The following is a 25116-nucleotide window of genomic DNA, read 5'->3' on the forward strand; positions in this document are numbered from 1 at the left end:
TGCAGTCCCACCCTCACGAGGATGCCGATCATGAACCTGCAACGTTTTCCCCGTTATCCGCTCACCTTCGGACCGACGCCCATTCAGCCGCTCAAGCGCCTTTCCGCGCACCTCGGCGGCAAGGTCGATCTCTACGCGAAGCGCGAGGACTGCAACAGCGGCCTCGCGTTCGGCGGCAACAAGACCCGCAAGCTCGAATATCTGATTCCCGAGGCGATCGCCGAAGGCTGCGACACGCTCGTTTCGATCGGCGGCGTGCAGTCGAACCAGACGCGCCAGGTCGCGGCGGTCGCGGCGCATCTCGGCATGAAGTGCGTGCTCGTGCAGGAGAACTGGGTCAATTACTCCGATGCGGTGTACGACCGCGTCGGCAATATCCAGATGTCGCGGATGATGGGCGCGGACGTGCGCCTCGTCGCCGATGGCTTCGATATCGGCATCCGCAAAAGCTGGCAGGACGCGATGGAAAGCGTGCGCGCGGCGGGCGGCAAGCCGTTCCCGGTGCCGGCCGGCTGCTCCGAGCATCCGCTGGGCGGGCTCGGCTTCGTCGGCTTCGCGGAAGAAGTGCGCGCGCAGGAAGCGGAACTGGGCTTCAAGTTCGATTACATCGTCGTGTGCTCGGTGACGGGCAGCACGCAGGCGGGCATGGTCGTCGGCTTCGCGGCGGATGGGCGCGCGCGGCGCGTGATCGGCATCGATGCATCGGCGAAACCGGCGCAGACGCACGAGCAAATTGTGCGCATCGCGAAGCACACGGCGGGACTCGTCGATCTCGGGCAGGACATCACGCGCGAGGACGTGATTCTCGATACGCGCTTCGGCGGCCCCGAATACGGCCTGCCGAACGAAGGCACGCTGGAGGCGATTCGTCTGTGCGCGCGGCTCGAAGGCGTGCTGACCGATCCCGTCTACGAAGGCAAATCGATGGACGGCATGATCCAGATGGTGCGCAACGGCGAATTCCCGGAAGGCTCGAAGGTGCTGTACGCGCATCTCGGCGGCGTGCCCGCGATCAACGCGTATAGCTATCTGTTCCGCAACGGCTGATTGTCTAGAACGCCTCGCGGAATGCGTAAAACAGCGCGGCGATCGTTTCCGACGTATCGGCTTCGAAGACCGGCATGCGCGAGCCGAGCATGTGCGTGAGAATCGGCGGCGCGGGATCGTCCGGGCGCAGGATCGCGAGAATCTGCGCGCGGATGTCGGCGTCGCCTGCAATGGCCGCCATGTCGCGGCCGAGCAGCGCCGCGCCCGCGATATCCGGATCGTGGCCGTGCCGCTCGACGAGATCGAAGGCATCGGAATAGAGGCGGTCCAGGTTGCCCGCCTGCGCGTAACGCGCCATCAGAAAGAGCAGGTCGATCGCGTCCTTCCGGTCGGCCGCGTGCCGGTCCTGCCACGCGACGATCTTGAGCATCGCCTGCGCGGGCAGCGACGCGACCGGCACGACGCAATCCTTCGCGATCCGCACGGGAATCGCCGCGTCGAGCGCCTGCCGGAAGCCCGCGACGTTCATCCGCACCGACCCGTCCGGCGGCCACGCGATTTCTCCGTGCGCGTCCTGCACGCCGCCGAACGGCACGATATCGAGCCATGTGCGCTCGCCGGTCTTCGGCACGCTGTAATTCAGCCGATGCGCCGAGCCCTTCGGTGCCTTGAAATTGCCCGATGCGAGCAGCGCGCGCCGCAACGCGTCGTGGCCGGTCCAGCTTTGAATCGAGATGCCGATATCGACGTCGGCGGTTGCGCGGATCGCTTCGATATCGTGGACGTGCGTGAGCAGGATGTCGCGCGCGCTCGCTCCGCCGACGAACCACGCGATGTTCGTCAGATGCGACGCGGCGACGACTTCGCGCAGCATCGCGGCCGTCGACGCGACGATCGGCCGGTGCGGTAGCAGTTCAAGCGGCGAGATAGCGCTCACGCAGCATCCTGGCGGTTTCGAGATTGCGCGGGTCGCCGCTCGCGACGAGATCGGCGTAGACGATGAGCGGCGCGACGACGTTCGGCGGAAGTCCGTCGACGGGCGCGAGCGCGATGGGCGCGCGCAGGAATTCGACGTTTCCGGCGGGGTCGGGGCGCAATCGCGCTTTCATGATCCACTCGCGCGGCACGGCATCGGCGCAATAGGCGGTGACCGTCGCGGGTTTCAGATATTCCGTGAGTATCGCAGCGGCGGGCTCGCCGCCGAACTGGCACTGACCCGGCAGATCGGGGACGTCGCGCCACCAGTCGTTCGACTCCGCGCGATAGCGCCCGATGACGAGCGATTCGCGCAATTGCCGCGGATACAGCGTGACCCATTCGTCGATCAGGCGATCCTTGTCGGCGAATTGCAGGCCGCGTCCATCGGGCCGCTCGAATACATCGCGATGATCGACGAGCGCGCGCACGGCGTTCTGCACCGTGCCATGACTGACGCCCGCGTTTTGCGCGATATCGCGATAGCCGCGTTCCAATAGCGCAGGCGTAATGAGCAGGGCGAGCGTGACGCGCAGTGTGGATTTCGTCCACGTTCTGGCGCGGCGCGCCCGGCTTTCCGCTACGCGCGGCCGGCCCGAAACGATCACGACGCTACCGTCTTCGATGAGGCTCGCATTGCCGGCGAGATCGAGCGCATCGACGCCCAGTTCGCGGCATGCGCGGATCATATTCGCGGAGAGATGCGTGGTGACGAGCGTGGGCTTCGCGCCGTTCAATGCGCCGATGGCCGATAACGCGCCGTATCGGTCGATGTTTTCCCGCACGACGACGGGACGCCTGAAGCGCGCACCGCCGATGCGGAACTCGATGGCGGCGTCGAAATCACCGCGCGCCGGCGCCTTGACGCGCCGGGCGGCGAGGCCGGTCGCATCGGTGAAGGCGGCTGCGGCGGCTTCGACGAATTGCTCGATGGGGTGATCGGCGGGCGGCATAGGTGGATCGATTGTCCAATTTCAGTCAGTGTACACGAAACGTGGACAGCGTGAAAAATTGGACAAGCCGCTTGCCGAGACCATCAGAGATAGCTGCAGACGTAATCAAGCGTTTCGATCACGTCGATATCGAAGCGGCTCTTGCCCGGCACCGAGAACGATTCGCCTGCGCCATACGTCTTCCATTCGTCGCTGCCGTCGAGACGGATGCGGCATTGGCCGGCCTGCACTTCCATGAGCTCGGGCGCGTCGGTGCCGAAGTTGAGCGTGCCGGGCAGGATCACGCCGAGCGTCTTCTTCGTGCCGTCGGCGAAGAGAACCGTGTGCGACACGCACTTGCCGTCGAAGTAGACGTTGGCGCGTTTGATGACGGAAACCTGATCGAATTGCGTTGCGGCGGTCATGGCGGTGGTCCTCGAGTGGTTTGTGAGAGATGGTCCGCCATCATACAAAAAAGGGCGATGCGGATTTCGCCGCATCGCCCTTTTTCTGCCAGGCGCTTCCGGATCAGCGATTCACCATCCGCTTCGGCATCAGCAGCACCAGCACCAGCAATCCGCCGATCGATGGGTTCACGAAGCCCGCGAGGTTGCCGGACGAGTTCTTATAAATGAAATCGCCTCGCCTTTCTCCGAAGGCGAGGTATTGCTGAGAGCGGGAAGCTCAGTCGAACATGTCGGGCTGCGTGGCGACGAGGTCGTTCCAGATGGTCTGGAAGTGCAGCCAGCCGATGTAGTCGCTGCCGACATGCTCGCGGCTATAGCGTGCGCGGTCTTCCGGCACGAGCTTCGGCGTGATGCCCGTCGCTTCGATCATCAGCTGTTGCTGGCAGCAGCGCTCGAGCGCGATGAACCAGAACGCCGCCGAATCGATGCTGTGACGGCTCGCCGTGAGCAGGCCGTGATTCTGATGGATCGCCGCCTTCACGCCCTTGAACGCATTGGCGACCTTGTTGCCGCCCTTCACTTCGACGGCGACCTTGCCCGCCTCGTCGCCGATCACGACGTGATCTTCGAAGAACGCGCAGGCGTCCTGCGACATCGGAATCAGCGGCTTGCCGAGCGCCGCGAACGCGGTGCCGTAGACGGTATGCGCATGGCACATCGCGACGATGTCCTGATGCTGCTCATGCACGGCGGCATGCAGCACGAAGCCCGCGCGATTGATCGCATGATTGCCCTCGACCACGTTGCCCTGGTGATCCGCGCAGATGAGGTTGGAGACCTTCACTTGCGCGAAGTGAACGGCCATCGGGTTGGTCCAGTAGAGCGACGGATGTTCCGGATCGCGCACGGTGAGGTGGCCCGCGAAACCGTAATCGAAGCCCTGCTGTGCGAACGCACGGCACGCGGCGACGAGACGCTCCTTCAGATACTGGCGATGCTCGGCGTGGCTGGAAAACGCCGGCAGCTCGGGGAAGATCAGGCCTTCCTGTTCCGGCTGATAAATCGAAACGCGGCCCTTGAGGTCGATGGCCGTTGCGGTCTTCCCGGGGGTCTCCATGACGTCGCTCATGTTCTCGCTCCATGCGGATGAAAGTGGGTATGTCATGCATGGTGCCGCGGGCGAAGGCTGAATACAAACGAAGGTTGTTCAAGGATGCATGAGTGAGATTCATACATTCGGCAATTCGGCCCTGCTGTGTCTTCGTTTAGGCAATGCAACGTTTTTGTCCACTCGGCACTTCCGGCCCCGATCGCGCCAAGTCCGGCTTACGAATCTCGACGATTCCCGCCGAGGGCCGTCGCACAAGGCTTCCAGCGTGATCGATGGCGAATCGCCCGATGAGTATCGGCGGTGTATCGACCACGTTTGCAACATTTTTGGCGCACGGCCTGTTTCCACTGCGACAAGGGTTTCGAGCCGCCAATGATCAGCGTTTTGCCTTCTGAAGGCATCGCCGGGATCTCGCACTGACAGGGCATTCGACAGAGGAAAACGTTTGGCATTGGCCTGCCCCGGAAGGCACACCCTATGAAGGTCGCTTTTCACGATTGAATCAATTTTGTTCGTACTTGAGCGCACGTTCGCGGCCGTTGCGGCTGGGATCGAGCAAACCCTCACTGGTATAAGGATTGGCGCGCGCTGGCATAGCTCTCGCTAATGTACGACCACGCACGAAGATCACCGCGATCGCTTAACCAAAAACAACGAGCGATGACTTCATGTTACGGGGCTGGTCGCAACAGGGTTCGATGCACGCCGTCAGATGCCTGCATGAATCCTGTTGCGAGCCAGAAGAAAGTAATAGCGCGAAGCGCACACGCACGAGACTAAAAAAATGCTCACACTTCAATCAGACCTGCATGGCAACCATCTGTTGGGCGCACTTCCGGCGCAAGAATGGCAAGCCATGGCACCGCATCTCGAACTGGTTCAGTTGCGCACAGAGCAGTTGTTGTGCGATTCCGGCCAACGCATCCACCACGTGTATTTCCCGACCACGGCGATCATCTCGCTGCTGCACACGATGGAAGACGGCGGTTCCGTCGAGGTCGCGGCGGTGGGACGTGAAGGCATGTCGGGCGTTCCCGTGCTGACGGGCGGCGACACCATGCCGACGCGCGTTCAGGTGCAGTGCGCGGGCTTCGCGTATCGCATGAGCGCAGGCGCGTTGCGCGAGCACTTCGGCCGCTCGGACTTCCTGCGCCGCGTGATGCTGCTGTACATGCAAGCCCTGCTCACGCAAGTGGCGCAGACGGCGGCATGCAACCGGCATCACTCGCTCTCGAAGCAACTGTGCCGCTGGCTGCTGATTCAGACGGACCGCACGCCGTCGGATCAACTGCGCGTGACGCAGCAGATGATCGCCGACATGCTCGGCGTGCGTCGCGAAGGCGTGACGGAAGCCGCGGGAAAGTTGCACGACGCCGGCCTGATTCATCACAGCCGCGGCTGCATCAAGATTCTGGATCGCGCCGCACTGGAAGAGCGCGCATGCGAATGCTACGGCATCGTGAAGCGTGAGTTCGACCGGATGCTGCCCCGCCGCCAGATGGAAGCCATCGTCTGAAGCGTGCTGGACGCGGGCGCGGCTGGCAGCAGCCGCCCGCCCCCGCGGTAGCACGCCGCAAAGAGCAATTCGATCGAGAGAAATCAAACGAACGTCCGATCGGATTCTTATCCGCCCGACTGAGTTATCGCCGCGCTTCGGCGATGGCAAGGGATCGCCGGTAGCTCTCTCTCAACCGCCTTGTGTTCGCGAAGCATGTCTTCAGAGGCCCGCGCCAGATGGTGCGCCTGCGCCTAGATCGCGATAGTCTTGTCTCCGGCCCGCGAGCGGTTCCTCATTCTTCCTACCGTTGCCTGCGCGCCGGTTACTTCCGCCGCAGTGCGAACTGAAGTTTCCAACCTTGGTCAGACGCGAGATGTTCCGGGTTTCCCGTGCCTGAGAGCGGGTTCGGCAACGCCTGATCCGGGCGCAGACACAGTCCCACTCGCCCCAGGCGTGGCTTCTCGATGATCCCACCTGGATTCCGCAGCCAAAAGCGTGATGGGGGCGGACATGGGCATCTGGCATCGCCTGGTCTCGCCGTCGGGGAAACGCTATGCGCATTTCGTGAGAGACTCCGTTGACTCGTGTACAACGAAGGGTCTCCAAGCGATCTCCATCATGTACTGACGACGAGATAAGTCATGGCGAGTCGACTCCGACGGAATATCGTTGCGCTGGCAGTTCTGCAAGCGGCGAATATGCTGCTGCCGCTTGCAACGTTCCCGTATCTGTTGCGCGTTCTCCGTCCGGAAAACTTCGGCGCCTACGTCTTCGCGCAAGCCATCGTTGGCTATCTCGTGCTCTTGACCGAGTACGGGTTCAACTGGTCATCCACGGCCCAGGTCGCGCGGGCCCAGCATGATCGGTATGCGGTATCCCGGATTTTTTGGGCGACACAAGGCGCAAAGGCCCTTATCGCCGTGGCCGGCTTCGCCATTCTGCTGCTAGCCGCTTTCTTCGTGCCAAGGCTACGCGCAATGTTGCCGGTTTTGCTGGCTACGTATCCGCTCGTCATTGGAACCGTTCTGTTTCCGCAGTGGCTTTTCCAGGGGCTGGAACGGATGACGTTCACCACCATCTCCGTCCTGAGCGCGCGCTTGCTCCTGCTGCCCCTGACGTTCGTTCTGGTGCGGTCGTCGGCTGATACGTGGATTGCTTCGCTCATCAACTCGATGAGCATGGTCGTTGCCGGCGTCGTCGCGACGATTCTGATAGCGAAGAACCGGATGGTCATGGCGTTGATGCCGAGCAGGGCGGACGTCATCGAGGCACTGCGTGAAGGCTGGCACACGTTCATCTCCACGGCAGCGATCAGTCTCTACACGACCACGAACAGCGTGGTGCTCGGATTCGTTTCCGGAGACGTCGCTGTCGGCTATTTCGGCGTAGCCGACAAGGTTCGGAACGTCGCGCAAGCGCCGCTCGGACCGCTTTCCAACGCAATCTACCCGCGCGTGACGGCGCTCTTTTCCGAAGACTCGGAAAGGGCGTTTGTACTGGTGCGCAAGATGCTTTATTTGCTGGGCTCGACGATGTTGCTGGCTTCGGTCGCGCTTTGGGCCGGCGCCGAATGGATCGTTCGTATTGCAATGGGCCCCGGATACGAACCGGCCGTCATCGTGTTGAAGTGGATGGCGCTCATGCCTTTGCTCATCTGCCTGAGCAATGTGCTTGGCGTTCAGGTGATGCTTCCCCTTGGCATGAAAAAGAAAGTCAGCGAGATATTGATCGTCGCCGGCTTGTTCAACCTCGCCTTGCTTATTCCGCTTGCATCGATCTACGGCGCTCAGGGCGCCGCAATGTCGGCGCTTGCCACCGAATTTCTGGTCACGACCTTAATGGCGCTCTATCTGATCAAACGCAGAATTCCGGCTTTCCATACGAGGATGCGCAGAGATGAAATATGACTTCCTTATCGTAGGCGCCGGGTTTGCAGGCGCGGTCTGTGCCGAACGCCTGGCGGCACACGGCAAGCGCGTGCTCGTCGTAGATAAGCGCAATCATATCGGCGGCAATGCCCATGATCATAAGGATGCGAACGGCGTGCTGATCCATCCGTATGGTCCGCACATTTTCCATACGAATAGCAAGCGCATATTCGAATACCTGTCCGGTTTCACCGATTGGCGCTTCTACGAGCATCGCGTGAAGGCCTGGGTGGATGGCGACCTCTATCCGATACCGATCAATCGCACGACGATCAACAAGTTATACGGTATTGATCTGAGCGAACAGGACACGGTGGCGTTCCTCGAGTCTGTGCGCGAAGCGCGCGATACCGTCACTACCAGCGAAGATGTGGTGCTGAGTAACGTCGGACGTGATCTCTGTGACAAGTTCTTCCGGGGCTACACGCGCAAGCAATGGGGACTCGATCTGTCCGAGCTGTCCGCGGGTGTCGCCGCGCGAATTCCGACGCGTTCGAACGACGATGACCGGTATTTCACCGACACGTTTCAATTCATGCCGGCGCAGGGCTACACCGCGATGTTCGAGAAGATGCTTGCCAGTCCGGATATCGAAGTGCGCCTCTCGACCGACTACAACGAGATGAAGGCGATTATCGAATATGGTCATCTTGTGTACACTGGACCGATCGATGCCTATTTTAACTACCGCTTCGGCAAACTTCCGTACCGCAGCCTGCACTTTCAACATCTTCATCTGAGCGACGTGGAGCGATTTCAGTCGACAGGTACGATCAACTATCCGAACGATCACGAATACACGAGGATTACGGAGTTCAAGCATCTCACCGGTCAACAGCATCAGGGAACGTCGATTGTGAAGGAATATCCGCGAGCTGAAGGTGAGCCGTACTACCCGATTCCACGGAAGGAGAACGAGGCACTGTTCATGCGCTACAGCGCACTCGCGGAGGAAGCGGTCGATGTCACTTTCGTGGGCAGGCTCGCGCAATATCGCTACTACAACATGGACCAGGTTATCGGTGCGGCCCTCAAGGCTGTCGAAGGACTCATATAAACAGCTGTCAGCAATCGTTGTTTCATGGTTTTCGCGCGAACGGCCTCGGTCGGATGCAAGTGTTCGCCAGTGACTGTCTTCTTGTTTCCCGCAATCTGGCTCTGACGTCATAGGGGATTGAGAGATGAAAAAGTATCTGGTCATTCTCAGGTGTGGAGACAGTTCCTTGCATCCGCAATGGTTCACCGGTGGGGATGCCCCGAGCTTCGATCTGGTGCTGAGTTATTACGGGAAAAATGAAGACTACGCAGACGGTTTTGCCAAGACCATACATCGATTCAAAGGGTCAAAGTGGGAAGGTATCCAAGACTTCATGTTGCACAATGCGCCGTTGATCTCGGAGTATCGTTATATTTGGCTCCCGGACGACGATATCCTGACCGATGTTCGAACGCTGAATGAGTTCTTTGAGTATGTGGAACGGGAGAATTTTGCGCTCGCGCAACCCTCTCTCGACGAGAGAAGCTATTTCGGTCACGCAGCGACACTGCAAAACAGGGCGTTCGAATTTAGAGAAACAAACTTTGTTGAGGTAATGGTGCCATGTTTTTCGTCGCATGCTTTGCATGCGATAAAGGACAGCTTCGAAAACACCAAATCAGGTTGGGGCCTTGATTTCGTGTGGCCCGCACGGGTGGCCTCATTGGGAAAGGTCGGGATTATCGACCGGGTTTCCGTGTTCCATACGCGCCCCATCGGCTCGGCGGGGCACGGCACAGGAGACGGGGCGAAGACGAGCCCATGGTCTGAACTGAACCAGGTACTCTCGCGCTACGGACTGCGCGCGTCGATAAAAGTCTTGCAGGGCAAGCGGAGCATCGTGGGAAAAACGTATGCGAGTGGGCGACTGGGCAATCCCGTGTTTTTCATGCATGCAGTGAAAGGCAGTCACCCCGTGCGACGGAAGAATCTCGTCAATTACATGGGCCTTCTGAAGGAGTATCTCCCGTGGCTCCACTATACCAAGCGAAAAACCCGGCCTTCGCGAAGCCAATCGAGTCCTTCTAAATGATGCGCAGGCTGATTACTTTTGAATGGAGCGACGAAAATGCATAGCTTTCTAAAATTGCCGCTAACCTTCGTAAGTAGGCCGCTCAGGTATCTAATAAGATCTGAAATTAACTCTTCCTTAACGCTCAGAGATCAGAATATCCAAGCCGCACTCCAGAGAAGAGCGCTGGAGGAAACTATCGATTATGTAGAAAGAAAGATGCTCGGAGTGGACTCCGTGACATCTGCGCATGAACTGCTATCGAAAGCCCTGTCGATGGTAAAAGGCGATGGCTTGGTCTGTGAATTTGGCGTGTTCAGCGGGAAATCGATCAACCATATTGCGAGCCACGTAGACCGCGTGGTCTATGGTTTCGACTCTTTCGAAGGTCTTCCTGAGCGCTGGAGAGATGGGTTCGACCGAGGCTTCTTCAAAGTGGACAGACTGCCAAAAGTCGAAAAGAATGTGGTCTTGATTAAAGGATGGTTTGATAAAACCTTGCCCGAGTTCGTTAAAAATCAGACCAAGGATGTGGCTTTCTTGCATATAGATTGTGACCTTTATTCATCGACCAAAGTCATATTCGAGAATCTTGGAGGGAGAATAAAGCCGGGGTGCATCATCGTATTCGATGAATACCTTAATTATCCCGGATGGAAAGATGGAGAGATAAAGGCGTTTCATGAGTTTCTGGAAGCACATCATCTCGCTTATGAATACATCGGCTACAACGCGAAGCACGAACAAGTCGCTGTTGTTATAAAGTAACTGGCAGTGGTGCTATTGCGTAACGAGATAGCGTCACATCGACTCGCAGTCGCTGTCGGAGATCTCATAGCGTGGCATTGCTTTGCGCGCAACCACGCCTGCCGGGTCCACCCCGCTTCTAAGCACTCTGCAGAAATTCTGCTGCTTGTAGCTGGGCCGGGCTGTCGGCGAGAGCAGGTAGTCTCGTGTCAGGCGCGGTCCGAAGGGCGCTGCCTGACGGGTGCCGGCATGACAGTTCACGCATCGGGTAGTGGAAGGCGGTAAGCGGCGGTCATCGTCCCGAAGATGTGCCGCCAACGCGCACTCTCCCGTGAAAATCGCGCGTCCGATATCGGCGGAAGAGCATGACTGCGCCGCGCTGCTTGCATGTATCGCGCTCATGAATGCGTGTCCAATCGCAGCGCGAAAGGTCCGGCTTAGTGCTACCCGCAATGTCATTGATGCTGCGTCAGCGTCTTCGAAATGCTCGGCACCTTCTTCACATTCAGGGCGAACAACATGTAATAGCCTGGCACTGCTACGCCGGGATCCAACGGCACCTTCACGAGGAACTCACCGCCCGTGTCAACAGTGAAAACCACAGGAATACGCCGCTGTTCGCCGTTGAGCGAATGGGTCACCGATGACAGCCGCATCAACGCGAAGGCCTGCGCGTCGCTGCTTGCCGTTACTGCGATCGCTCCGGCGTGAGGACAGCGGTATCGTCGGAAAAAGGTTGAGCGAAAGTCTGGTCACCCAGCACGACCACTTGACCGTTCGGCAGCACGACACCGTCGACAAACGCGCCTGTAACTCATCGGGCCGATCGCGGTCGCCGTGCCAGTGTTAATGTCGATGAGCGTGGCGTTCGCGGCGGACGTCGATTGTTCGTAGCTCGGCGCACCGCAGTGCGGACAGCGAATCGGAGAGCGGATCGATCCCGATCGACGGGAATCGAACCTGACGGTTATTACTGATTTGGGGAATGCGGTCCTGAACGGCGCTAAATAACGCTCCGTGAAGAGGGCACCGACCCACAGCCCGTGTAGATCGTTGTGGGGCCGTTACGCTCTGCGGCAAATAATCATTGAGTCGCCGCTTCCTTCCGTTTTGATCCACCAGCGGGAAATCGCCGAGGAAAGTCGGTGGCCCAACGACGCCTACCATGCCGGCATGCTGTGCATAAAGCGGAGAAGCCGCTCCGGAAAGAACCGCAAGCGTCATATCGCGCAGGAAGCCGCGGAGACGTCTTTCTTGTCCGCAATGAACTCCGTGGCCGAGCGAAGGTCTCGATGGACATTTGCAATGTCCTCCGTCATAGTCGTGGCGCTCTTTAAACTTGCACCACCGGATTTCAACTCGTGCCGCCCCGATACATCTGGCACGCGTCCGTGGCTCTGCGGATTCGCGTGCAAACCTCGCACTACGCGAACTGTGAGAATTCGCGTCTGTTCCACTTCCAGCTATATGCTTGAAGGTACTAAGGAACGTTTCGAGAATTGTTGTCGCATTAGAGAATGCCGATATCGATACGAATCTTGCTTCCAATAGCGTCGAACCCCGCTGCGGGCGCGTCTGCCTGTTCGGTATCGGCGCCGGACACCGAGAAAACTTGTCAGTCTCGACTGGAGAAATCCGTTGCTAGGACCGGTTTGTAAGACGCCGATGGCATAGATAGTGCCTCGGTGCGCCGGGTCTTCATTGATGCTGCAAGCGGAGTCTTAACGTAACAACGGAGTTGTGCAGCAGGGCGATCAACCCGCCCTGCTTGCAGTGTAGAAGTGACCAGCGAGCTGTTCGCCCGTTGCGGTTGGGAAGCAAATCGTCGTTCCGCATCCGCCGGGAAGACGTCGCAGTCGGAGATCTTCATCTCACACACAGACACACGATCCTGAGAGGACAACGTGTCCGCGCGTCAAGTGCTTATGCGAATGCAAGTCTGCCCGGGCGTTTCGCAGCTCTTTTCATTTCGGATGGGAAGCTACGAAAGACTTGTAGGCGCTATATGCCGCTTTTTGGGTCTTTCCGTCGTTTTGGATCACTCCGTAAGGACCCTCGCCGTCATCAGGATCGTCGTAGAGCTCATACATCTGAATCGACTCGAGGCCATAGGTGGACGCAATCGATGCGTATTGCGACATCATGGAATTGCCGGTCAGGTACGTCGCCACTTGGGAGTTGCTGCCCATGTCGGGGCGCACACCATACTCCGTGAGCCAGATCGGCTTGCCGAAGTCACGGAGCGTGGCCAGTACGTTGTAGCATCCCGTGCCGCCGCACGCGTTTTGAATGTCACCGAAATCCGAGTACCAGTGCCACGCGGTGACGTCCCACGAGACGACCGGATGCCCGCTCGTACCGTCTGGCTGCGTGCCTTGCATGAGCATTTGGTCGAAAGCGAAATGCAGCCAGCCTAGCCCGCCCATGACGATCTTGGCTTGCGGGTCCACAGACTTGACGCCTGCAATCATGCCTCGAATCGCACCGCGGGCAACGACGAACCGGCCGTTGTCATAGTCAGTGGGACGCGTGCCATCCACATTGCCGACCAAAGCGTCCAATTCCAGCTCATTTCCGATCTCGTAGTACGGTGCATGCATCTCGGTCGCTGTTTGTTGCGCCAGCGTGTATCCGAAGTTGTAAGCCGAGGTTTCGTCATTGAACGACATGTCCATCACGATATCGGGATAGAGCGTCACACCACCGGCGGCCATCGTCTTGGCGGCTGCGGCGAGTCGTGCGGCACCTGTACGGTCACCGACGTCATTGCGATAGATCTTGACGCCCAGGTCTTTCAGCTGTGCGAGCTGCACCTCTGTGCTCGAATTGTCGTACGAGCCGCCTTGCGTGATATGGCCGTTGATACCGTAGAACAGGCTGCCCGTCACCGAAGCCTTGGTGGAGCTCGAAGGTGCAGCAGTCGATTGGGTTACCGAGACATTCAGGTTGATCGTAGTGCGGATGCCATTTTGAGAACTGGAAGCGACTACTTGCCAGGTATGCGAGCCGGCTGACAGCTTCGACGTATCGACCGATACGGAGAATTGTCCATTGGAGGGCTGTACGGAAGCACCGATCTGCTTTCCGCTGGCCGAGTCGTACACCGCGACGCTAACCCACTTCGATCCGGCCGTTCCCTTGACCGTCACCGTGCCTGAAACGTTGGCGTTCGCGGCCGGTGAACTGACGGTGAATGCCGAGTAGCTTCTTCGTGTTGCATTTTGGACTGCGCTTGTGTCCGAGCTGTCCGACGCATCTCCACCACCACCGCAAGCCGACAACAAGACGCCGCCGGCGATCGCTGCTGCGATCAGACGGGCTTTAGGTGCCCACGAAGACTGATTGTTGACCCGATTGATGGGAAAGACGGTCGTGAAACGGAAGGGAAAGTTTGAGCGATTCATCAATGAGGAGTACTGAAAACGATAGTGAATTAAAAGGGTTTAACCGAGGGCACGATCGATGCATGCATCGAGAACGTCATATCGGGCGATGACGTTTCGTGTTCGACCGCTGTATTAAACGTATCGACGACGAGGCAGCAGGGCGAGAGTCGTCATCCGACGACGCTACCGTCATCGGACACTCAATAGCTTGACAGGCATTTTTGACCGACTGCCGCGCTAACCCCGCTGCGGCCCATATAGCCGCAAACGTTTGCATTGAAAGCCGAAAAAACAAGCCGACTTTCTCCCCTTCGCGCCTTCTTACACACCATTAATCATATGATTGGGCACGTTCTATAGTAAGATAATAACATGAAATAATATTTGCCGCTATATCATCAGGTGTAAGTAATATCTGCGGGACAATTTACCGAATGCGTCGCTTGATGGCTTATTCATATGAACTAATCTGGCGTGTACAAGGGTTTTCCCGGTCTTAGGCTTAGCGAAAGTTATCGGTAGTTCGAAGCAACTGTCGCAGCCACCGAACGTTCGTCTCGCAGAAACCGATCGAGAAAAAATTGCCGCACCTCTCGCTCGCACGCCAAGAGTTCCGTGCGGTAAGAAGGCCGGAGCCTATAATCCAAGCCGACTGAATTGGGCCGCCGCCGAAATCGACACTTACATTCTTGTATTGCGTTCGCGCTTAAGTAAAGGCGAGAACGGTTCGTTATGGGGTACGGAAACCGAAGCAAACAGCGAGCGACGCTTGAGGTCGAAGGGGGCGGAATATAAACGTGTGCACGGTCGGTCATATCGGAAGCACGGCAATATGGGTATGCCGCTGCTCGGGAACATGAGGTAAGTCTGAAGGCATCTACACCAATCAAGGACTTCATTAAAATGATGAGCTTTATTACCCATTTCGCGTGCTTGATACTTGGCGTGTTGATCGGAGTCTTCGTCTGCGCGCTATGCGTCGCGCGATCGAGAACACCGAGGGACGAACACGATCAATAAAATCGCGGTGGTGAAGCGAGTTACTCTCGCGCGAACACACGTTCTAACGTTCGTTAAATACAGGGCTACAGAAGAAAAGAGCCTGGTTAGAGCAGCGCTGCATAAGCCGCCTCGGCGGAGAAGCACGAAACTGACCCGTCGCGTGCCGGTCGCATCCGCCAGAACATAACGGTAGCCTTGCCCCGCCGCGCATAGAGCGCGAACCTCGTTCAGCGCGCCGGTACAGACCCGACCGCGCTTTCCGGCGGAACAGGAACTTGGCAGGATTGACCAAGGTGTTGGCGAGAAATTTTTCCCTCATGAAGTATCCTAAGTGCTTGGTCGCATCCACTCGTACGAAGTAACCCGACAGTGCGATCTATCATGTTTCAGGGTGTTCCCGATTACTCTATATAAGCTGCACGGAGCAGCTTCGCTGTTCACCGCCTGAAAGCGGGCTTTCGTTCTGTCGAATCGATGACCTAAAGCGGTCGAGCAAGAGCGTCAATGTAATTCCTAACACCAATTAGGAGTGCATAAATGCTGAATACAACGGCCCAGGATCATGCGACGGAGGGCACAACTGAAAGCGCAATGCTGGCATTTGCCAGTCAGCCGTGTCGCAGGCTGGTTCCGGTTATTCTTGCTGGCGGCTCGGGGACGCGGCTGTGGCCGATGTCGCGTGGGCAGTTCCCGAAGCAGTTGATCGGCGTGGTCGCGACCACCTCACTGCTTCAGGCCACCGCCACGCGAATGAGAGGATTTGCAGGCGACTTCGACGTCGATGTGCAACCGATCATCGTTTGCGGCGAAGAGCATCGCTTCACGACCGATGAGCAAATGCGCTCCTGCGGCGTCGAAGCGACCATCATCGTGGAGCCGGTGAGGCGTGACACAGCTCCCGCGCTTACGCTGGCCGCGCTCCAGGCGATGAAGGACGGGCAGGATGCAATCATCGTTGCGATGCCCGCCGACCATTCGATCGCTGATAGTGCTGCTCTTCACCATGCGATTTCCGTCGCCGCCGTATACGCTCAACGTGGCATGATCGCGACGCTCGGTATTCCACCTACGCGGCCCGATACCGCCTTCGGCTATATCCGCATCGGTGACGCGCTCGATGACGGCGCGCACCTCATTGAGCGCTTCGTCGAAAAGCCTGCGCCGGAGCTTGCCGCGCAATATGTTGCGTCGGGCATCTATTGGTGGAACAGCGGCATCTTCATCGTGCGCGCAAGCGTGTGGCTCCGTGCGCTCGCCCGCTTCAACGCCGAGATGTATGCCGAGTGCATCGCTGCGCGAAAAGGAGGCCACGACGACGGGAAGTTCATCCGTCCCTGTCCGGCAGCATTCGGCCGTGTGCCATCCGACTCGATCGACTATGCAGTGATGGAGCGTCTCAGTGAACAGAACGCGCCCTGCGAGGGAGCCGTCGTTCCGCTTGTCGCTGGATGGTCGGATCTCGGCTCGTGGGATGCGGTCTGGGAAGCGATGGAAAAGGATAAGTTTGGCAACGTCGCAAGCGGACGAGTGATCTTCGAAGGCGCGACGTCGAGCTACGCGCGGTCCGAAGGCGGGCGACTTGTCGCATGCGTTGGCACGAGCAACCTCATCGTTGTCGAGACCGATGACGCGGTGCTTGTCGCGGACCGCTCGTGTGCACAGGATATCAAGGGACTCGTCGAACGGATTCACGAGCAGCACGCGCCCGAAGCGGAAACGCATCGAAAGGTGCGCCGCCCGTGGGGATTCTACGATTCGATCGAACACGGCGAGCGTTTTCAAGTCAAGCGCATCGTCGTGACGCCCGGTGCGCGACTATCTTTGCAAATGCATCACCACCGTGCAGAGCACTGGATCGTCGTATGCGGTACCGCGCTGGTGACTCGTGGCGACGAGCAATTCCTGTTGTCGGAAAACCAGTCGACATACATTCCGATCGGCGTTCGACATCGTCTTGAGAATCCGGGAAAAGTGCAACTCGAGATTATCGAGGTCCAATCGGGCGCCTACCTGGGCGAGGACGATATCGTACGTCTCGAAGACACGTACGGTCGAGCTTCCGCCGCATACGGATGACTCGACAGCAGCGTCATTCCGCCTGGGAATGATAGCCGGCGGTGCGAAGACGGCAAGGATCTCGTTCAAACGCACGCCGATTCATGAACTCGATATGAAACATTGATTTAACGTCACATAACTTTGAACCGGGGACAGCAATGGCCTTAGTCGACAAGGTTTGGGAATCAGGTTCAAACGAACACGAGAATCTCTCCTGCTCGAACGCCTTGCATTCGGGTGGCAGGGGACTGTCCGGTTCGGGCATCGACGGTGGGTCCGAGTACGCAGGCGCTAGCGAATCGATTCCATCGGACGGGCTCGCCGAAAACGCCGCCGAGCGGTTTTCTGCCAGCAACGTCGCCAAGCGCGCCATTGATATCTTCGGATCGTCGACATTGCTGATCCTGCTGCTTCCGTTCTTTTTAACCATAAGCTTCATCGTGTCGAGAGACGGTGGAAACCCGATCTTTGGCCACAGTCGGATCGGGCGGGACGGTCGGGTATTTCGGTGTTACAAGTTTCGCTCCATGATCAACGGCGCCGACGCGGTGCTTGCCGATCTCCTTGCGAGAGATGCCGAGGCGCGAGAGGAATGGAATCGAGACTTCAAGCTCAAGAACGATATCCGGATAACGCCCATCGGACGGATTCTACGTCGCACGAGTCTTGACGAGCTCCCACAACTTTGGAACGTGCTCGTCGGTGACATGAGCCTGGTCGGTCCCAGGCCAATCGTAGAAAAGGAGTTGCCGCGGTACGGCACGGACGCGCGTTATTACTTGATGGTGAAGCCTGGTATGACAGGGCTATGGCAAGTCAGCGGAAGAAATAACGTCGACTATGCGACGAGAGTCTCGCTCGACGTTTCCTACGTAAAAGAGCGCTCCGTCTTGCTCGATGTGACGATTCTTTTGCGAACCTTCAAGGTTGTTTTCGAGAAGGATGGGGCTTACTGATAAGCGTGTGTCTTGACACTGCCTCCAAAATTCAACGCGATGATCGACAATGATCTTCATTAACGGAAAGTATCGACTCACGCGCCTGACGGGTGTCCAGCGCGTGGGCCATGAGCTGACTAATCGGATCGTCGATGAATGTCGGAGGAGAAATGTTGCCTGTGAGGTGTTGACACCCCCGCAGTGGATTGCGCGTTCGAAGCTCAGGCCCGTTATCGCGGCATTGTGGGAGCAGCTGATTTTGCCGCTCCGTGCTCGTCGCGGTGCGCTCGTCAACCTGTGTAATACCGCGCCGGTTTTTGCTCATGGACGTCAGTTGGTGCTTCTACATGACGCTGCCGTATTCGACGTTCCCGAGAATTACTCGAAGTTGTATCGGCGTTGGGCGATCTTCCAGATGAGACTGTTGGCGGCCGGTTCAAGTCGGCTGGCATCCGTATCGAATTTCTCGAGGGGCCGGCTGGCGTCCGCGCTCGGTAAGCACAATGACGACTTCATTCTCGTTCGGGAAGGCGCGGGTCACGTTTTGAGAAACGGTCGATCGGACGATGTCTTGAGCAGGTTAGGAGTGGAGCGAAAGTCTTACCTCTTGGCAGTCGGAAGCCGCCAAGCGGGAAAGAATCTGCATAACCTGCTTGCCGCCGTGAGCCGGATCGATACCGATCATGTGCTCGTGGTCGCCGGTGGAACCGACTTGAGTCTTTTCTCGTCAGCCGTCGACGTCGACGCGAAGAAATGCGTGTTTGCAGGATACGTGAACGAAGACGAGCTCCGATCCCTCTACACGCACGCGGCTTGCTTCGTCCAGGCATCGACGTACGAAGGCTTCGGCCTGCCCACCATAGAAGCGATGGCGCTGGGCGTTCCCGTAGTGTGTTCGAACGCGGCATCGCTTCCCGAAGTGTGCGGCGACGCCGCGCGGTATTTCGACCCGCATTCGCCCGAAGATATGGCAAGGGTCATTGAAGAAGTGTTGCAAAGCGAGGTGATAAGAGGAGAGTTGATCGAGAAGGGAAAGCGACGCGTGCAATTCTATGACTGGGGATTGGCCGCAGAGGAACTGGTCGAAGATGTCTTGACCCGAATCTGATTCATGTACACCAGGAAGGTGGCCTCACCGACGACGTGGCATGACGAATCGTTGCTTCGAGGAATTCTAGTGAATAACGGTTCCTTGCTTCAGGAGGGGTGTACCGTTGAGAACGACACAAGAAGTGCAGCCGCATCGTATGTCCCACGTGGACGCCATCCGTGCCGTAGCAGTGTTGCTCGTCATGTGGACGCACTACGCGGAGGAGTTTTCCGCGATTGCGGGCTCGCAACAATGGCTGAATGGCCTTCAACAATATGGAGGCTTCGGCCGCATTGGCGTTGTCGTGTTCTTCGCACTCAGTGGTCTCCTGATTCCAAAAGGCTTGACCGGGTCGACTGTCGACGGCACGCGTCGATTTCTCATTCGACGCTTTTTCCGGCTCTATCCGGCCTTTTGGCTGTCGATACCCTTGGGGTATCTCGCTTACTGGACGCTCTTCAACAGGAAACTCGACGTCGCGGGCTGGCTGGCAAACGCCACGATGATTCCTGTCGTGCTTGGACAGCCCGAAGTGATGGGCCACTATTGGACACTTGAAACGGAGCTTGCGTTCTACCTGCTGTGCCTCGCACTGTTCTGGCTGGGAGGCGTGCAGCACATGCGCGCCCTTTGCATGACCTGCATCGGGCTTTGTGTCGCTTTTGTTATCACCTCCGCTTTCAAGATCGTTCCCGCCACTGCGCTAGGCCAGTACAAGGGCATGCTGTACCACCTGTCGATCATGTTCTGGGGCGCATGCTTCCGAAAAGCGTACGATGCGCCGAATGAAAGAATGACCTTCAATTTGCCGGGCGCGTTGGCATTGCGAATAGAGTGGTCCTACAAGACGTGGTTGCTTGCGATGACGGCTTTGATAGCTGGAACCGCCATGCTGACGGGCGCCGTCGCGTTTGTGCATAACGACAGCCAGCACATGATCAATTCGATCAGCTATGTGCTCGGGCTCGCGCTGTTTGCATTGCTGGCGACCGTATGGAAGATACATCTGCGCCTTTTCGCGTGGCTTGGCGAGATCAGCTATTCGATCTACCTGCTGCACGGCATACCCTTGTATTGTCTCTATTGGGTATGCGAGCGCGCTGGCTGGGTCGGCGCGCCGCTCGGCGTGTACATGATCGCTACAACGGTGCTGGCGGTCGGTCTTTCGTGGCTGAGCTTTCGGGCGGTCGAAGCACCTTGTATCCGGTTCGCGCACGCGTTGACGTCGTCGCGCCGGGCGAAAGTGCCGAATGCCGTCTATAACAGTGGTCCCGCTGCGGACGACACGGGTCGTTAATGGCCGAAACCATAACAAGCTCCACCATGACGCCTCTGCTAAAAAACCTCCATTCGATCCGCGCGCGAGGTAACCTTTCTAAGGCGTTGCCGGCCAAGCCCATTTCGAATCAGGCGGCTGCCCGGCGAGTTCGCCACCTTGCGTCATAACCATCAAAACTACGCTGCGATAAATCCGGGGACCGTCGCATGGCTTCTTTTCGAAAGAACTTAACGATTCTGATGACGTTGCAGGTGTCCACATACCTTGCACCGCTGCTGACGTTGCCTTGGCTCGCGCGCGTCCTGGGTCCGACCGACTATGGACGCCTTTCGTTCGCCATGGCCTTCACCGCCTATTTCATTTCGATCACGAATTACAGCTTCTCGTTGACGGCCACACCGAAGATTGCCATCAATCGCGAAAGCCGCGAACTGCGCTCGAAGGTCTTTTGGGAAACCATTCTCACGCAAGCGGCGCTGGCGGCCGCCGGCTTTGTGGTGTTGATCGCGTTGACATCCATCGTTCCCTACCTCGAGGAGAATCGCGAACTGTTGTTGATCGGCTACGGCCAGGCGGTCGGCGCCATGTTGCTGCCGACATGGTACTTCCAGGGTATCGAGGAACTGGGTATGGAAAGCGCGCTGGTATTCGCAGGTCGCGCGTTGAGCGTTCCTGCAATGTACATCTTCGTTCGCGAGCGCGACGACCTGATTACTGCCATGGTGGTGAACGCGCTGGTGCCGCTGGTCTCGGGTATCGCCCTATGCACGTATCTGTACTTTCGTCGGGAGCTCGACTTTGTGAAGGTGTCGTTCAAGACTATCCTCGCTCGTCTGAAGGAAGGCTGGAGTGTGTTCATTGCCACGTCGCTGGTCGACATCTATGCATCGAGCAACATCGTGCTGCTCACCTTCATTGCAGGCAACGTCGCAGGCGGCTATTTCGCCGCCGGTGACAAACTGATCCGCGCGGCGACGAACATACTTCAGCCGCTCAGGACCGCTGCCTATCCACGCGTGAGCTTCCTCATGCACCACGCAAAGGACGATGCATTCGCATTTCTGCGCAGAATGTTGGTCGCACAAGGCATCGTGGTGTCGCTGATCTCTTTGACGATATTTTTCGGTGCTCCCCTCGCAGTAAAACTGTTGTATGGACCGCAGTTCTTGCCAACCGTGGAGGTGTTGCGTTGGATGGCGTTCGTGCCGTTGATGGTTGGGCTATCGGATTTGTTCGGTGTTCAGACGATGCTTCCGCTCGGCATGAAGTCGCAGTTCAGCCGGGTGCTCGTCGCGTCCGCCGTGCTGAATTTTGGCTTGCTCGCCGTGCTTGCGAAGTTCTTCAACGAGCAGGGCGCGGCAGCTACGGTCCTGATCGTCGAGGCGCTGGTGGCCGTCGGAATGGCCGTCACGCTGCACCGCGAAGGCGTGCCGTTCCTCAAGCGCCCCATGGTCGAAGGCGCTGGTTCCGGAACGTAACGTGAGCCGTGTGAGTGCGATGTTGTCGCGTGGTGAATTTGCCGTCAGTCGTGTAATTGACTTGATCTATCGGAATTTGATATGAAAAGTGAGCGCGGGCAGGGCCTTATGAAGCGGGTCGATCTTTGTGTGGGTGGCGTCTTCCTATACGTGTTAGGCGCGATTCGCAAGAAGAGGAGCATGCCGTCCGAATACTCGACGGTGGGAATCTTTGCATTCGCCGCGATCGGCGACTCGATCTTATCGTCGTTCTTGATCTCTGAAGTAAGAAGACTTGCGAACGTCTCGAAGGTCATCGTCTTCGCTTCAAAAAGTAATGCGGGAATATATGACCTGTTCAAGGGGTTCGATGAAATTTCGATCGTTCCGGTGACAAATCCATTCCAGGCCATTCGACTCGTGAGACAGTTCAACGTCGATATCCTGATCGATACTTCACAGTGGCCCAGGATAGCTGCGATCCTCGCGGCCTTTACGCGTTCGAAATTTACGATCGGATTCAAGACGCGTCAGCAATTTCGTCACTATGCCTATGACGCCTGCGTCGAGCACAACAGCACTGTGCATGAAGTGGACAATTTCAGGAAGCTATTGAATCCGTTGGGGGTCGAGTCGCGGGAGTACCCGCGAATAACCAAAGACGTTCAAGCAACGGGGGCGTCGCATATTACCAGCGATAAATATATCGTTTTTCACCCTTGGGCGGCTGGCACTAATAGTGCCATGCGCGAGTGGCCCGTCACTTACTGGTGCAACCTCGCTGAAATGTTGATCGAGACGGGCTATACCATCGTCATTACAGGGGGGCCCGGTGACGCTGATCGCGCGGAGGAATTGCGGAAGCTGATCGGAGGCGCGAGCGTAATAAATGCCGCGGCGAAGTTTGGGTTTTCGGGGGTGGCCGAGATAATCCGTGGGGCGGCGTGCGTGATCTGTGTGAACACCGGAATCATGCATTTGTCCGCCATGCTGGATACCCCCATGATCAGCTTGCACGGTCCCACGAATCCCTCGCGATGGGGACCCGTGTCCAAGGAAAGAGGTGTTCTCGCGGTATCGGAAAGAGAGGGGGGGATGTATCTAAACCTGGGGTTCGAGTATCCGAAGAAGCCGAAGTATCTGATGGACAAGATCAGCGTTGATGCAGTCGTCAATGCTCTCCGAAAGGAGTATTCCATTATCTAGCGGGTATTGCTGAGGGGGCGATATGTCAAATATATTTCTGGCTAATCTGGACGAGCACGCAGCATTGATTTCCAAGCTGGCCAGTCTGAATGACGAGATCTGGGCGGCTATCGACATCATTGCGACTTCCATGGGCTCAGGCGGGAAGTTGATGCTATGCGGAAATGGAGGCTCAGCGGCCGATAGCCAGCACCTGGCAGCTGAATTCACGGGGCGGTTCATCAAGGATCGCCGGCCGCTTCCGGCGCTGGCACTATCCACGGACACGTCCGCGCTCACCTGCATCAGTAATGACTATTCATACGACGATGTCTTCAGCAGACAGGTCGCCGGACTGGGACGCAAGGGCGATTGCCTGATCGGCATTTCGACGTCAGGGAATTCCGCGAATGTATTGCGCGCGGTGGAGTCGGCAAAGGACATGGGCATTCGCACCATTGGGCTTCTCGGCCGTGACGGCGGCAAGCTGGCGAAACTCTGCGACATGAGCATCATTGTCCCGTCTTCCGTCACGGCGCGTATCCAGGAAGCACACATCCTTATCGGCCACACGATTTGCGGCGCCGTGGAAGTGGCGCTCGGACTAGCGAATTTGGAGCAGCCATGAACATGCCGGAGACACGGAATCACCCGCCGTTCCTCGCGCAACCCGATTTTTCGCAAGCGCGTGTCCTGGTGGTCGGCGATGTCATGCTCGACCGATACTGGCACGGACCGGCGCTTCGTCTTTCACCGGAGGCGCCTGTCCCTGTGGTCCATGTCCAAATGGAGGAGACGCGGATAGGTGGGGCCGGCAACGTAGCGTTGAACGCGGCCGTTCTCGGGGCACATACTCGCCTTCTTGGTCTTGCAGGGCAGGACGCTCAGGCCGATCAACTCGAACAGATGCTGATCGCCGGGGGGGTCGAATGTCTGGTGCAGCGGGTCGAGGGTAGCAGAACCATTACGAAACTTCGCATTCTTTCCCGCCACCAACAACTGATAAGGGCGGATTTCGAAGATCCGTTTCTCAACTGGAATTTCGCTGAGTTACTGCTTGCTTTTGAGCGACAGCTAAGCGATGTCGACGTAGTCATCCTGTCGGACTATTCGAAAGGCGCCTTGCGCCGGTCAGCGGATCTCATTGTCGCCGCGCGCAAAGCCGGAAAGCCTGTAATCGTCGATCCAAAAGGAACGGATTTCGAGCGCTATCGCGGCGCCACGGTCATTACGCCAAACCTGTCGGAGTTCGAGGCGGTAGTCGGACGTTGCGAGAACGAAGCCGATATCGAACGCAAGGGCGAGGCACTCCGTGACACGCTCGACCTTGAAGCAGTGCTCGTCACTCGAAGCGAGAACGGGATGACATTGCTCGCTCGCAACCACGCACCGCTGCATTTGCCGACGCGCGCGCGGGAAGTATATGACGTGACGGGCGCGGGCGACACCGTCGTCGCGACCCTGAGTGCTGCATTGGGCGCAGGCGTTTCGCTTCCGGAGTGCGTCGCACTTGCCAACGTTGCGGCGGGTGTTGTCGTGACCAAATTGGGCACCGCCACAGTCAGTCCCGTCGAGCTTCAGCAAGCGCTCAGCTATGAGGCGGCGTTCGCGGCCGGAGGCATTTTCGAAGAAGACGGTTTGCTGTGTCAGATAAGCGGTGCTCGAACAAGAGGTGAGCGTATCGTATTGACGAATGGATATTTCGACACGCTTCACCCTGGACACATCGATGCTCTGGAAAAGGCGCGCGCATTAGGAGACAAGCTGATCGTGGCCGTCAATGACGACGCTTCCGTCACGCGTCTCAAAGGAGTACGACGTCCGGTCAATCCTCTCTCTACGCGCATGCGCATGGTGTCGGCGCTATCGTGCGTCGATTGGGTGGTCCCGTTATCCGAGGACACACCCGAACGACTGGTTTCGCGCCTCATGCCGGACGTGCTGGTCATGGGAGGCGACTAGGTCCCGCTCACATCTTCAGGCTTGTTTCAAAGTGGCAGGCAGGCGATTCAAACAAGAGAGCGCTGCCGTCGAGCTCGTTGCGGCGAAGCCTCGTCTTTCGGTCAGACCGAATTTCGAGTAGTCGCT

General features: G+C 58.0%; 19 protein-coding genes and 1 pseudogene. 14 read left to right on the forward strand and 6 right to left on the reverse strand.

The window, feature by feature from the left end:
- Positions 1 to 30 precede the first annotated feature (30 nt).
- Positions 31 to 1047 (forward strand): 1-aminocyclopropane-1-carboxylate deaminase, encoded by a 1017-nt coding sequence (locus AWB78_RS20655; RefSeq protein ID WP_062607665.1) that lies wholly within the window; start codon positions 31 to 33, stop codon positions 1045 to 1047.
- Between the two features lie 4 nt (positions 1048 to 1051).
- Here the strand turns inward: AWB78_RS20655 and AWB78_RS20660 are convergent, their stop codons facing one another.
- The 4 genes from AWB78_RS20660 to AWB78_RS20675 form a co-directional block, all read right to left on the reverse strand.
- Positions 1052 to 1924, reverse strand: a complete 873-nt coding sequence (locus tag AWB78_RS20660) for a nucleotidyl transferase AbiEii/AbiGii toxin family protein (protein WP_062607608.1) — start codon at positions 1922 to 1924, stop codon at positions 1052 to 1054.
- On the reverse strand, positions 1902 to 2915 hold the full coding sequence (locus tag AWB78_RS20665; RefSeq protein WP_062607610.1) for a type IV toxin-antitoxin system AbiEi family antitoxin: 1014 nt from the start codon (positions 2913 to 2915) through the stop codon (positions 1902 to 1904). The genes AWB78_RS20660 and AWB78_RS20665 overlap by 23 nt, the downstream gene beginning before the upstream one ends.
- A gap of 83 nt (positions 2916 to 2998) precedes the next feature.
- A complete protein-coding gene (ppnP, locus tag AWB78_RS20670; RefSeq protein WP_061178916.1) occupies positions 2999 to 3319 on the reverse strand; it encodes a pyrimidine/purine nucleoside phosphorylase in 321 nt (106 codons plus the stop codon).
- A gap of 259 nt (positions 3320 to 3578) precedes the next feature.
- A complete protein-coding gene (locus AWB78_RS20675; RefSeq protein WP_062607612.1) occupies positions 3579 to 4430 on the reverse strand; it encodes a class II aldolase/adducin family protein in 852 nt (283 codons plus the stop codon).
- Between the two features lie 766 nt (positions 4431 to 5196).
- Between AWB78_RS20675 and AWB78_RS20680 the strand changes: the two genes are divergently transcribed.
- The 5 genes from AWB78_RS20680 to AWB78_RS20700 all read left to right on the forward strand — a co-directional run bounded on the left by AWB78_RS20680 (position 5197) and on the right by AWB78_RS20700 (position 10654).
- The gene (locus tag AWB78_RS20680) at positions 5197 to 5928 is read left to right on the forward strand and encodes a Crp/Fnr family transcriptional regulator (protein ID WP_062607614.1); all 732 of its coding nucleotides are present in this window, start codon (positions 5197 to 5199) and stop codon (positions 5926 to 5928) included.
- A gap of 623 nt (positions 5929 to 6551) precedes the next feature.
- Positions 6552 to 7817 (forward strand): flippase, encoded by a 1266-nt coding sequence (locus AWB78_RS20685; RefSeq protein WP_062607616.1) that lies wholly within the window; start codon positions 6552 to 6554, stop codon positions 7815 to 7817.
- On the forward strand, positions 7807 to 8895 hold the full coding sequence (glf, locus tag AWB78_RS20690) for a UDP-galactopyranose mutase (protein WP_062607618.1): 1089 nt from the start codon (positions 7807 to 7809) through the stop codon (positions 8893 to 8895). The genes AWB78_RS20685 and glf overlap by 11 nt, the downstream gene beginning before the upstream one ends.
- Before the next feature lie 124 nt (positions 8896 to 9019).
- Positions 9020 to 9907 carry a DUF707 domain-containing protein gene (locus tag AWB78_RS20695; RefSeq protein WP_062607620.1) on the forward strand — a complete coding sequence of 296 codons (888 nt, stop codon included), beginning with the start codon at positions 9020 to 9022 and terminating at the stop codon, positions 9905 to 9907.
- Between the two features lie 36 nt (positions 9908 to 9943).
- A complete protein-coding gene (locus AWB78_RS20700; protein ID WP_062607621.1) occupies positions 9944 to 10654 on the forward strand; it encodes a TylF/MycF/NovP-related O-methyltransferase in 711 nt (236 codons plus the stop codon).
- Between the two features lie 434 nt (positions 10655 to 11088).
- Here AWB78_RS20700 and AWB78_RS49565 read toward each other — a convergent pair whose 3' ends face one another.
- Both AWB78_RS49565 and AWB78_RS46655 read right to left on the reverse strand, forming a co-directional pair.
- Positions 11089 to 11331, reverse strand: a complete 243-nt coding sequence (locus tag AWB78_RS49565; protein ID WP_332460110.1) for a galactose oxidase early set domain-containing protein — start codon at positions 11329 to 11331, stop codon at positions 11089 to 11091.
- Positions 11332 to 12597: 1266 nt separating this feature from the next.
- Positions 12598 to 14037, reverse strand: coding sequence for a glycosyl hydrolase (locus AWB78_RS46655; RefSeq protein ID WP_157697581.1), 1440 nt, complete (start codon positions 14035 to 14037; stop codon positions 12598 to 12600).
- A 1521-nt stretch (positions 14038 to 15558) separates the two neighbouring features.
- On the opposite strand from AWB78_RS46655, the gene AWB78_RS20715 reads away from it, so the two are divergent.
- From AWB78_RS20715 to hldE, 8 genes and pseudogenes are all read left to right on the forward strand, one after another.
- Entirely contained in the window at positions 15559 to 17097 is a 1539-nt protein-coding gene (locus AWB78_RS20715; RefSeq protein WP_062607625.1) for a mannose-1-phosphate guanylyltransferase/mannose-6-phosphate isomerase, read from the forward strand.
- Positions 17098 to 17426: 329 nt separating this feature from the next.
- Positions 17427 to 18035 (forward strand): annotated as a pseudogene (locus AWB78_RS20720) (sugar transferase); the annotation flags it as partial.
- Between the two features lie 49 nt (positions 18036 to 18084).
- Positions 18085 to 19125 (forward strand): glycosyltransferase family 4 protein, encoded by a 1041-nt coding sequence (locus AWB78_RS20725; protein WP_062607629.1) that lies wholly within the window; start codon positions 18085 to 18087, stop codon positions 19123 to 19125.
- 139 nt (positions 19126 to 19264) lie between these two features.
- A complete protein-coding gene (locus tag AWB78_RS20730; RefSeq protein WP_062607630.1) occupies positions 19265 to 20404 on the forward strand; it encodes an acyltransferase family protein in 1140 nt (379 codons plus the stop codon).
- Positions 20405 to 20592: 188 nt separating this feature from the next.
- On the forward strand, positions 20593 to 21864 hold the full coding sequence (locus AWB78_RS20735) for a flippase (protein WP_062607632.1): 1272 nt from the start codon (positions 20593 to 20595) through the stop codon (positions 21862 to 21864).
- 81 nt (positions 21865 to 21945) lie between these two features.
- Complete coding sequence (locus AWB78_RS20740) at positions 21946 to 23049, forward strand: glycosyltransferase family 9 protein (protein WP_062607634.1); 1104 nt, start codon at positions 21946 to 21948, stop codon at positions 23047 to 23049.
- 22 nt (positions 23050 to 23071) lie between these two features.
- Entirely contained in the window at positions 23072 to 23656 is a 585-nt protein-coding gene (gmhA, locus tag AWB78_RS20745) for a D-sedoheptulose 7-phosphate isomerase (RefSeq protein WP_062607635.1), read from the forward strand.
- Positions 23653 to 24990, forward strand: coding sequence for a bifunctional D-glycero-beta-D-manno-heptose-7-phosphate kinase/D-glycero-beta-D-manno-heptose 1-phosphate adenylyltransferase HldE (hldE, locus tag AWB78_RS20750; RefSeq protein ID WP_062607637.1), 1338 nt, complete (start codon positions 23653 to 23655; stop codon positions 24988 to 24990). The genes gmhA and hldE overlap by 4 nt, the downstream gene beginning before the upstream one ends.
- The last annotated feature ends 126 nt before the right edge of the window (positions 24991 to 25116 follow it).

Source organism: Caballeronia calidae, from assembly GCF_900044055.2.
GTDB lineage: Bacteria > Pseudomonadota > Gammaproteobacteria > Burkholderiales > Burkholderiaceae > Caballeronia > Caballeronia calidae.